The 10,532-nt window shown below is 69.6% G+C and carries 6 protein-coding genes; 5 read left to right on the top strand and 1 reads right to left on the bottom strand.

What is annotated here, in order from left to right:
- Positions 1 to 130: 130 nt before the first annotated feature.
- The gene (locus ACZ56B_RS04120; RefSeq protein WP_468786019.1) at positions 131 to 3,928 is read right to left on the bottom strand and encodes a GH92 family glycosyl hydrolase; all 3,798 of its coding nucleotides are present in this window, start codon (positions 3,926 to 3,928) and stop codon (positions 131 to 133) included.
- Positions 3,929 to 4,369: 441 nt separating this feature from the next.
- On the opposite strand from ACZ56B_RS04120, the gene ngcE reads away from it, so the two are divergent.
- The 5 genes from ngcE to ACZ56B_RS04095 all read left to right on the top strand — a co-directional run bounded on the left by ngcE (position 4,370) and on the right by ACZ56B_RS04095 (position 10,415).
- Positions 4,370 to 5,836 (top strand): N-acetylglucosamine/diacetylchitobiose ABC transporter substrate-binding protein, encoded by a 1,467-nt coding sequence (gene ngcE / locus ACZ56B_RS04115; protein ID WP_468786017.1) that lies wholly within the window; start codon positions 4,370 to 4,372, stop codon positions 5,834 to 5,836.
- Positions 5,837 to 5,918: 82 nt separating this feature from the next.
- Positions 5,919 to 6,845 (top strand): carbohydrate ABC transporter permease, encoded by a 927-nt coding sequence (locus tag ACZ56B_RS04110; RefSeq protein ID WP_468786015.1) that lies wholly within the window; start codon positions 5,919 to 5,921, stop codon positions 6,843 to 6,845.
- 3 nt (positions 6,846 to 6,848) lie between these two features.
- Positions 6,849 to 7,772: a carbohydrate ABC transporter permease gene (locus ACZ56B_RS04105; RefSeq protein ID WP_468786013.1), complete on the top strand. Its 924-nt coding sequence runs from the start codon at positions 6,849 to 6,851 to the stop codon at positions 7,770 to 7,772.
- Between the two features lie 193 nt (positions 7,773 to 7,965).
- Positions 7,966 to 9,177, top strand: a complete 1,212-nt coding sequence (locus ACZ56B_RS04100) for an ROK family transcriptional regulator (RefSeq protein ID WP_468786342.1) — start codon at positions 7,966 to 7,968, stop codon at positions 9,175 to 9,177.
- 134 nt (positions 9,178 to 9,311) lie between these two features.
- Entirely contained in the window at positions 9,312 to 10,415 is a 1,104-nt protein-coding gene (locus ACZ56B_RS04095; protein WP_468786340.1) for an ABC transporter substrate-binding protein, read from the top strand.
- Positions 10,416 to 10,532: the final 117 nt, after the last annotated feature.

Below are 10,532 nucleotides of genomic sequence, written 5' to 3'. Positions count from 1 at the left end.
TGGACCGGAACCCGCTGGGGGAGCCCCCCCCAACCTGTCTCCGCGACCCCCTTCGGGGGGGGGGGGGGGGGGGGGGGGGGGGGGGGGGTGCCCTCCCCCCCCCCCCCCCCGCCGGAGCGTCCCGGACGGGTCAGCCCAGCAGCTCCACCTCCGCCAGCGCGGCCTCACCGGTCAGCACCAGCCGGTAGTGGCGGTACGTCCCGGGTGCGCCGACGGAGAAGGCCCGGGTCTGCCGGTCCCAGCGGAAGGACTCGCCCGCCCGCTCGTCCAGGTCCTGCCACGCCGTCCCGTCGGCCGACCCCTGCAGCACCCAGCCCGTGGGCGCCTCGGCGCGGTCCGAGGACGTCAGCGTGTACTGCACCGCCTTCGTCTCCCCGGTGACGGGCAGTTCCACGGTGGACACCGTGGCGCCGGTCGCCGAGGTGTCGTCGAACAGGGCGCCCCCGCCCTCGGTCACGTCCCTGCGGGGCGCGGGCACCTCGTCGTCCCGGGTGATCGACACGGGCGCGGCGTCCTCGCCCGTGCCCCACGCCGACGGCCGCGGGCCCATGTCGAACTCCAGGACGCCGCCCTTCGCGATCAGCGCGTGGGGGAGCGCGGTGGAGTTCCAGCGCTTGCCGTTGACCTTCAGCCCCTGCACGTAGACGTTCCGCGCGCTGTTCTCCGGCGCCCTGACGACCAGGTCGCGGCCGTTCTCCAGGTGCACGGTCGCCTTCTTGAACAGCGGGGAGCCGATGGCGTACTCGCCGCTGCCCATCACCAGCGGGTAGAAGCCGAGCGCGGAGAACAGGTACCAGGCGGACTGCTCGCCGTTGTCCTCGTCGCCGTGGTAGCCCTGCCCGATCTCGCTGCCGGTGTACAGGCGGGACAGCACCTCGCGCACGTTCGCCTGCGTCTTCCAGGGCTGTCCGGCCGCGTCGTACATGTACAGAGCGTGGTGGGCGACCTGGTTGGAGTGCCCGTACATGCCCATCCGGACGTCCCGCGCCTCGGTCATCTCGTGGATGACGCCGCCGTAGGAGCCCTTGAACTCGGGGGAGGCCGTCTCGGGGGTGGACAGGTACGCGTCGAGCTTGTCCGCGAGCCCGCCCCGGCCGCCGTAGAGGTTGGCCAGGCCGCGGCTGTCCTGCGGGGCGGTGAAGGCGTAGCCCCACCCGTTGGTCTCGGTGTAGTCGTGGCCCCACACCCGCGGGTCGTACTTCGAGGACTCCACGCGCCAGTTCCCCCGGGCGTCCTTGCCCTGGAAGAACCCGGCCTTCGCGTCGAAGAGGTTGACGTAGTCCCGGGCGCGGTCCATGAAGTACGCGGACTCCTCCCGGTAGCGCTCCTCGCCGGTCCTCTCGTGGAGGGCCTCGCCCATCTTCGCGATGCCGTAGTCGTTGAGGTAGCCCTCCAGCGCCCACGACAGGCCCTCGTGGGTCTCGGTGGAGGTGTAGCCGAGGAACGGCGAGGTCGCCATGCCCTTGCGGCCCACGCCCGAGGACGGGGGCACCACGGTGGCGTTCTTCACCGCCGCGTCGTACGCCGCCTTGGCGTCGAAGCGGACCCCCTTGACGTACGCGTCCGCGAACGCGACGTCCGAGGAGGTGCCGGTCATCAGGTCGGCGTAGCCGGGGGAGGACCAGCGCGAGGTCCAGCCGCCGTCCTTGTAGTGCTGCACGAACCCGTCGACCAGCTCACCGGCCTTGGACGGGGTCAGGAGGGAGTACGCCGGCCAGGTGGTCCGGTAGGTGTCCCAGAAGCCGTTGTTGACGTACACCTTGCCGTCCACGATCTTCGCGCCGGCGTGCGTCGGGGTGTCGGCCCCCACCGGCTTCGAGAACGGGGAGGCGTACCTGTGCTTCCCGCCGACCTTCTCGAAGCCCGAGTTCGGGTACAGGTACAGCCGGTAGAGGTTGGAGTAGAGCGTGGTCAGCTGGTCCGGCGTGGCGCCCTCGACCTCGACCTTGCCGAGGATCCGGTCCCACTGGCGCCGGGCGTCGCGCTTGACCTGCTCGAACGAGGTGCGCCGGCCGATCTCCTGGCGCAGGTTGTCCTTCGCCTGGTCGACGCTGATCAGCGAGGTCGCCAGGCGCAGGGTGACCGTGCGGTCCCGGCCCGCGTCGAAGCGCAGGTGGCCCCTGGCGCCGCTGGAGCCGCCGCCGATGACCTCGGCGTCGAACTCGCCGTGGACGAACAGCCGGGTCGCGCCGACGGAGAGCGGCGACCTGACGTCCGAGTAGCCGGTGAAGGTGCCGTTCTCCTCGTCCAGGGTCAGGCCGGCCTGGTCGTTGACGTTGTCGAAGATCACGCTCGCGTCGTCGCCGGGGAAGGTGAAGCGCATCATCGCCGCGTGGTCGGTCGGTGCCATCTCGGCCTTCAGGCCGTTCTCGAACCGCACGCCGTAGTAGTACGGCCGGGCGGTCTCGTTCTCGTGCCGGAAGGCCAGCTCGCGCGCCTCACGTCCGGTGTCCGGGGTGCCGGCGGCGGCCGACGGCATCACCTGGAAGGTCTGCCGGTCGCCCATCCAGGGGCTCGGCTCGTGGCTCGCGCTGAACGCCTGGATCGTCGGCAGGTTGTCGTCGTTGTTGCCGCTCGCGTACTCGTACAGCCAGCTCAGCGACCCGGCGTTGGTCACCGGGGTCCAGAAGTTGAAGCCGTGCGGCACGGCGGTCGCGGGGAAGTTGTTGCCGCGGGAGAAGGCGCCGCTGGAATGGGTGCCCCGGGTCGTCACGGCGTAGTCGGAGAGGTGGGCCCTGGGCCGTTCGGGTGGGACCCGCTTCAGCGCCACGTCGTCCACCCAGCCCCGGAACTTCGCCGGGCCCTTGGGCGAGTCGTACGCCACCAGGATCCGGTCGACGGTCCTGCCGGCGGCCACCGAGCCGATCGCCGACCGCACGCTGTTCCACTGGTTGACGTACAGCACCTCGGCCGCGCCCTGGCCGCGCGGTGTCAGCGGGAAACCGTGCTGGTCCGTCGCCCCGAGGTCGCTCAGGTGGGTGCCGTCGGTGAAGGCCAGGTCGACGGAGACGTTCGTGGCGTCGTAGTCGAGGTCCCGGTCCGCCATCGAGGGGAAGATCTTGTACGACAGCTCCGTGTCGCGCTCGACCCTCACGTCGACGTCGAAGACCTTGTTGTACGAGTACGCCCGGCCCGGCGCGGTGTGCCGGCCCGCGTACCTGAGGGCCCGTCTGCCGGTGAAGCCGGCGTTCGCCTTCGCCGTCGGCGAGCCGCTCGGGCCGCGGTCGACGAGCGAGCGCATGTCCTCGGGGACGGGGCCGGCGATGCCGGTGGACAGCTGGACGTCGGCGAGCTGGAGGGCGTCGCGCGCCCCGTTGTTCCTGGTGAACTCCAGCCGCCAGTGCCGGAACTCGGCCGCCTCGGCGAGGTCGTACGTCTTCGTCTGGAACCGCTCGGCGAAGGACTCCCCGGAGCGGGTGTCCACCGTCCGCCAGTCCTCGCCGTCCGCCGAGCCCTTCAGCGTCCAGTCCACGGGGTCGCGCTCGGCGTGGTCGTTGGCCGAGGTGAGGGCGTACTCGACGATCCTCTCCGGCTCGTCCAGGGCGAACTCGATCCAGCCGGTCGGCGCGAAGGTCAGCCACTTGGTGCCGGGCTCGCCGTCGAAGAGGTTGTCCTTCACCTCCCGGCCGCCGGTGTTCTCCCCACTGGCCCGGACGTCGGTGACCCGTTCGGTGACGTTGCCCGGGATGCCGGAGGTGAAGCCGCCGTCGACCCCCGAGGCGCGCTTGTCGCCGCCCGGCGTGGTGTCGACGGTGTTCGACCAGTCCGGGGCGGGGTCCCCGGACTCGAACGACGAGGCGAACTCCCGGTCCGCCTTCGGCGGCGCCTGGGGCAGTGCCACCGCGGCTCCCGGTGAGCCCGCGGCCAAAGCGAAGGCGGTCGCCGCGACGACCGCCGTCCCCCATCTGTGCCGAACCCTGTGTGGCATGCGCGAGCACCCTCCCTGCGCTGGACAACGTTGTCAACCTCGATGCGCAAGCACCAGTAGTGGGCCAAGTGACCTCTGGTGTCAAGGGTGTTGAATGTGCCCTTCCCATCCGGTGGCGAGGTTTTCTCCGGGCGGGAAAGCGTCGGCCGTTCGCATTTCCGTGAGGTCTCAACTCGGAAAAGACCCACGGGGAACCTTGTGTTCGATCTTGCTCCATTGGCGGGAAGTGGACTATACCTGTCGGCACTTCGGGGCATTCATCACAGCACCCGATCATCAGCGACGCGCACGACGAAGAACGTCCCGCGCCCGCGGCGCTCCGGGCACCACCGGTGCACCCCGCACCGGCCGCACTTCCTGCACGACCCAGCTTGACCCGAACGCGGTGCCGGGAAGGATCCGGTTCACCGCCTGAGTCCTGGAGAAGGCGAGGACTTGAGCATGGGATCCACTTCCGCCCAGAACACCGGCACCGGCGACGGGAGCACCACCGGCGTCGGCCGCCGCGATCTGATCAAGCGGTACGCCGCGCTCGGCCTGATGTCCGCACCGGTGACGGGTTTCCTGTCCGCGTGTGCCAGCGGGGGCGGGGACGGCCAGGAGAAGGCCGAGGCGGGAAAGAAGACCGCGAAGAACCCCCTGGGCGTCAATGGCGGCGCGCGGATGGAATTCGTGCTGTTCGACGGCGGTTTCGGCAAGGAGTACGCCGAGGACGCGGTCAAGGTCTACGAGAAGGACTTCCCGGGGGCGAAGGTCGATTTCTCCGCCACCCAAAAGATCCAGTCCACCCTGCAGCCGCGGTTCAACCAGGGCACTCCGCCCGACCTCATCGACAACTCCGGTGCCGAGCAGATGGACATGGGCGTGCTGGCCGGCAAGAACCAGCTCGCCGACCTCACCCCGTTGCTGGACGCCCCCTCGTACGACGACCCGGGCAGGAAGGTCCGGGACACGCTGCGCCCCGGCATCGTGGAGATGGGCCGGTTCGACGGTGAGAAGGTGTGGGTCCTCTACTACGCCTACACGGTGTACGGCGTCTGGTACTCGCAGAAGGCCCTGGACGCGCTCGACGAGCGGTACCCCGAGACCTGGGACCAGATGCTCGCGGTCTGCGAGAAGGCCAGGAAGAAGGGCATGGCGGGCTGGACGTACGCGGGCAAGTACCCGTACTACCTGCCCTTCTCGCTCTACCCGATGATCGCCAAGGTCGGCGGCCGCGAGGTGCTCGACGCCATCGACAACCTCGAGCCCAACGCCTGGAGGCACCCGGCGGTCAAGGCGTGCTTCGAGGCCTACTACGAGCTCCACCGCAAGGGGTACGTCCTCAGGGGCACCCCGGGCCTGGACCACATCCAGTCCCAGAGCGCCTGGGCCCGGGGCAAGGCGCTGTTCCTCCCGAACGGCTCCTGGGTGGAGAACGAGTCCGCGAACGTCATCCCCGCCGACTTCGGCCTCGCCGTCTCCGCCCCCACCGGTCTCGACTCCTCCGACAGGATGCCCTTCGGCACCCTCTGGGCCTCCGGCGGCGAGCCCTTCATCGTCCCGGCCAGGGCGAGGAACGCGGCCGGCGGCATGGAGCAGCTGCGCATCCTGCTCAGCGAGGCGTCCTCGAGGAACTTCACCGGCAAGGTGAAGTCCCTGACGGCGTACGACGGCGGCACCGACGGCGTCGACCTCACGCCCGGACTGAAGTCCGGCGTCGCCGCGCTGGACAAGGCGGGTGACAACGTGGTGAACCCGCGCCTGCCGGACTGGTACGTGCAGCTGCAGAAGGAGAAGATCGGCGTGTCCGGACTCGGCGAGATGATGGCGGGCCGCATCACCCCGGCCGAGGCGATCAAGAAGATCCAGGGCTTCGCCGACGAGACCGCCAAGGACCCGTCGATCAAGCACTACAAGCACCGGTGAGGATCCGTCACCGGGGTCCCTCCGGCGCACCCGTGCCGGACGGACCCCGGCGGCACCCGCGCGCGGAACGGGGTCGGTAGCGATGCAGCACGGCAAGTACCGGTTCGTCGTGGGGTTCCTGACGGTCCCCCTGGGGCTGTACGGGCTCTTCGTCGTCTGGCCGTTCGTCCAGTCGATCTACTACTCGTTCACCGACTGGACCGGGCTGAGCCCCGACTTCTCGACGGTGGGGTTCGCCAACTACGAGCGGATGCTGGACGACGCCATCTTCTGGAAGTCGTTGCGGCACAGCCTGCTGTTCGCCCTGCTGCTGCCGGTGGTGACGATCGGCCTGGCCCTCTTCCTCGCCTTCATGATCAATGCGGGCGGCCGGCGGCGGCGCGGCGGTCCGGTGGTCTCCGGGGTCCGCGGCTCCGCCTTCTACAAGATCGTCTACTTCTTCCCGCAGGTGCTCTCGATCGCGATCGTCGCCCTGCTGTTCGCGTTCGCGTACAACCCGGACAGCGGTGCGATCAACTCGGTCCTGCGGGCGGTCGGGCTCGACGGCGTCCAGCCGCTCTGGCTGGGCGACCCGGACCTCGCCCTGTGGGCCGTCATGGCGGTGCTCGTCTGGTCCACGGTCGGCTTCTTCGTGGTCCTCTTCTCCGCGGGCATGGCGTCCATCCCGGTGGAGCTGTACGAGGCCGCGCTGCTGGACGGGGCCAACCGGGTCACCACCTTCTTCCGCCTCACCCTGCCGCTGCTGTGGGACACCGTGCAGTCGGGCTGGGTCTACATGGGCATCCTCGCCCTGGGCGCCGAGTCGTTCGCAGTCGTACAGATCATGACGACCGGTCCGGGCGGTCCCGACTACTCGACCACGGTCCTGGTCCTGTACGTGTACCAGAAGGCCTTCCGCGACGGCCAGGCCGCCTACGCCACCACCATCGGGGTCGCCCTGCTCGTCGTCACGCTGGCCTTCGCCGCCGCCGTGATGCGGCTGGGGCGGCGCGAGCGGCTGGAGTACTGAACGATGAAGACGACCGAGACGCCTCCCCCCGTCCCCGCCGAGCCGGGCGCCGCCCCCACCGGGACCGGCGTCCCGGCGGACGCGCCGCCCCGGGAGAGGAGAGAGGGCACCGTCCTCGACGCCTTCTCGCACGGGATCCTCGCCGTCTGGGCGGTCATGGTGGTCATGCCGCTGGTGTGGGCGGTGATGACGTCCTTCAAGGACGACGCCGCCATCTTCGGCTCGCCCTGGTCGCTGCCGGACAGGCTGCACTTCGACAACTGGTCGCGGGCCTGGACCCAGGCCCGCATGAGCGACTACTTCCTCAACACCGTCCTGGTGGTCGGCGGCTCCCTCGTCGGCACGCTGGTGCTGGGCTCGATGGCGGCCTACGTGCTCGCCCGCTTCGACTTCCCGGGAAACCGGTTCGTCTACTACCTGTTCATCGGCGGCATGAGCTTCCCGGTCATGCTCGCCCTGGTCCCGCTGTTCTACGTCGTCAACAACATGGGACTGCTGAACACCATCCACGGGCTGATCCTGGTCTACATCGCCTACTCGCTCCCGTTCACGGTGTTCTTCCTCACCGCGTTCTTCCGGAGCCTGCCCGGCTCGGTGGCGGAGGCCGCGTGCGTGGACGGGGCCTCGCACACCAGGACGTTCTTCCAGATCATGCTTCCGATGGCCAGGCCGGGCCTGATCAGCGTGGGCATCTTCAACTTCCTGGGGCAGTGGAACCAGTACATGCTGCCCACCGTGCTGAACACGGACGAGGACAAGCACGTCCTCACCCAGGGCCTGGTGCAGCTGGCCGTCAGCCAGGGCTACAAGGGGGACTGGTCCGGCCTCTTCGCGGGCCTGGTGATGGCCATGCTCCCGGTGCTCGCCGCGTACGTCGTCTTCCAGCGCCAGGTGGTGCAGGGCCTCACCGCGGGGGCGCTGAAGTAACCCTCCGAAGCCGCCCCCGCACGCGCCGCTCCCGCTCCCGGGAGCGGCGTTCGTGTATGTGTCCGCGCACCCGGATGTGCCCGGAAACGGTTCAACCTCTTGACGGGAGGCAACCCGAACAGCTCAGCTTAGAGTTCACTAGTTGGACATGAACGGGGTCTCGTCGAAGCGACCCCGCGCGCAGGAGGTCGTCGTGGAGACTCCGGGGTCGCAGTCATCACTGCACCGAGCCAACCTGGAGCGGGTCGTCCGGGCAGTACGTCTTGCGGGTTCCCTCACCCAGGCCGAGATCGCGAGGACGACGGGCCTGTCCGCGGCGACGGTCTCCAACATCGTCCGGGAACTGAAGGGCAGCGGGACGGTCGAGGTCACGCCCACGTCGGCGGGCGGACGCCGGGCGCGCAGCGTCTCGCTGAGCGGGGACGCCGGCATCGTCATCGGCATCGACTTCGGGCACACGCACCTGCGGGTCGCGGTCGGGAACCTCGCCCACCAGGTGCTGGCCGAGGAGTCCGAGCCCCTGGACGTGGACGCCTCCTCGACGCAGGGCTTCGACCGGGCGGAGCGGCTCGTCAACCGGCTGATCGAGGCCACCGGGGTGGACCGGTCCAAGGTCGCCGGGATCGGCCTCGGCGTGCCCGGGCCGATCGACGTGGAGTCCGGGAGCCTGGGCTCGACCGCGATCCTGCCGGGCTGGACCGGCGCCAAGCCCGCCGAGGAGCTGCGGGGGCGGCTCGGCGTGCCGGTGCACGTGGACAACGACGCCAACCTCGGCGCCCTCGGCGAGATGGTCTGGGGCAGCGGCCGGGGCGTGCGCGACCTGGCGTACATCAAGGTGGCCAGCGGCGTCGGCGCGGGCCTGGTGATCAGCGGGAAGATCTACCGCGGTCCCGGCGGCACCGCGGGGGAGATCGGGCACATCACGCTCGACGAGTCCGGCCCCGTCTGCCGCTGCGGCAACCGCGGCTGCCTGGAGACCTTCACGGCCGCGCGCTACGTGCTGCCGCTGCTCCAGCCCAGCCACGGCACCGATCTGACGATGGAGGACGTCGTGCGGCTGGCGCGGGACGGCGACCCGGGGTGCCGCCGGGTGATCGCCGACGTCGGCCGCCACATCGGCAGCGGGGTCGCCAACCTCTGCAACCTGCTGAACCCGAGCCGGGTGGTCCTGGGCGGCGACCTCGCGGAGGCCGGTGAGCTGGTGCTCGGGCCGATAAGGGAGTCGGTCGGCCGCTACGCGATCCCCAGCGCCGCGCGCCAACTGTCCGTCCTGCCCGGGGCGCTGGGCGGCCGTGCGGAGGTGCTCGGGGCGCTCGCCCTCGCACTGAGCGAGATGGGCGATTCGACCCTTCTGGACGGAACCGCCGTCGGGTCGCCGGCGATGGCCGCTCCTGCCTTCACTTAGAGAACGGATGGCACCGTTGCCATCTCGTTAAGGATTTACTTCTTGACGTCGCACAAGCGGCCGAGTTGACTTCCATCCACCTCGGCCGCAACGACGCGGCCTCGTCAGGGAGGTTTGAAGAAGTGAACAAGCGTATGCGTCGTGCCGCCGTCGCCGTCGCCGCGGGTGCGATGGCCGTCTCGCTGGCCGCCTGCGGCAGCGCCGCCGAGTCGGGCGACAAGAAGGAGTCCGGCGGTTCCGCCGCCGCCAAGGGCGACGACATCAAGGTCGGCCTGCTCCTGCCGGAGAACCAGAACGCGCGGTACGAGAAGTTCGACAAGCCCTTGATCGAGAAGAAGGTCAAGGAGCTCACGAACAACAAGGGCGAGGTCGTCTACGCCAACGCCAAGCAGGACGCCACCCTGCAGAACCAGCAGGTCGACACGATGATCACCAACAAGGTCGACGTGCTGATCCTGGACGCGGTGGACTCCAAGGCCATCGCGGGCTCGGTGAAGAAGGCCAAGGACGCCGGCATCCCGGTCGTGGCCTACGACCGCCTGGCCGAGGGCCCGATCGACGCCTACACCTCGTTCGACAACGAGACCGTCGGCAAGACCCAGGGCGAGGCCCTGCTCAAGGCGCTGGGCGACAAGGCCAAGGACGGCCAGATCGTCATGATGAACGGGTCCTCCACCGACCCGAACGCCGCCCAGTTCAAGAAGGGCGCCCACTCCGTCCTCGACGGCAAGGTGAAGATCGGCCGCGAGTACGACACCAAGGAGTGGAAGCCGGAGAACGCCAACGCCAACATGGAGGGCGCCATCTCCGCCCTCGGCAAGGACAAGATCGTCGGCGTCTACTCCGCCAACGACGGCATGGCGGGCGGCATCATCACCGCCCTGAAGGCCGCCGGCATCGACGACATCCCGGTCACCGGCCAGGACGCCGAACTCGCGGGCGTGCAGCGCATCGTGACCGGTGAGCAGTACATGAGCGTCTACAAGCCGTACCCGCAGGAGGCCGACGTGGCCGCGGAGATGGCCGTCGCGCTCGCCCAGGGCAAGTCGCTGGACTCCATCGCCAAGGACAAGGTCGACAGCCCGACCACCAAGGGCGTCCCCTCCGTTCTCGTCCCGGTCATCTCGCTGACCCAGGAGAACATCAACGACACCCTGATCAAGGACGGCATCTACACCGTCCAGGAGATCTGCACGGACAAGTACAAGGCCGCCTGCGAAAAGATCGGCCTGAAGTAAACAGCCCCGAAGTCCCGTGACACACACGGGAGTCCGTGACCCGGACTCCCCGCACGGGACCGGCTGCCACGCGCTCCGCCGGCGCCCCGCACACACCAGCCCCGCAAGCTACGCGGG

This window comes from Streptomyces sp. NPDC034670, assembly GCF_055574875.1.
The sequence above is the reverse complement of the archived record's forward strand: the minus strand, read 5'-3'. Positions and strand labels throughout refer to the sequence as shown.

Coding starts and splice junctions, on each gene's coding strand:
- ACZ56B_RS04105 (WP_468786013.1), top strand. CDS start 6,849: ATGAAGACGACCGAGACGCCTCCCCCCGTCCCCGCCGAGCCGGGCGCC.
- ngcE (WP_468786017.1), top strand. CDS start 4,370: ATGGGATCCACTTCCGCCCAGAACACCGGCACCGGCGACGGGAGCACC.
- ACZ56B_RS04095 (WP_468786340.1), top strand. CDS start 9,312: ATGCGTCGTGCCGCCGTCGCCGTCGCCGCGGGTGCGATGGCCGTCTCG.
- ACZ56B_RS04120 (WP_468786019.1), bottom strand. CDS start 3,928: ATGCCACACAGGGTTCGGCACAGATGGGGGACGGCGGTCGTCGCGGCG.
- ACZ56B_RS04110 (WP_468786015.1), top strand. CDS start 5,919: ATGCAGCACGGCAAGTACCGGTTCGTCGTGGGGTTCCTGACGGTCCCC.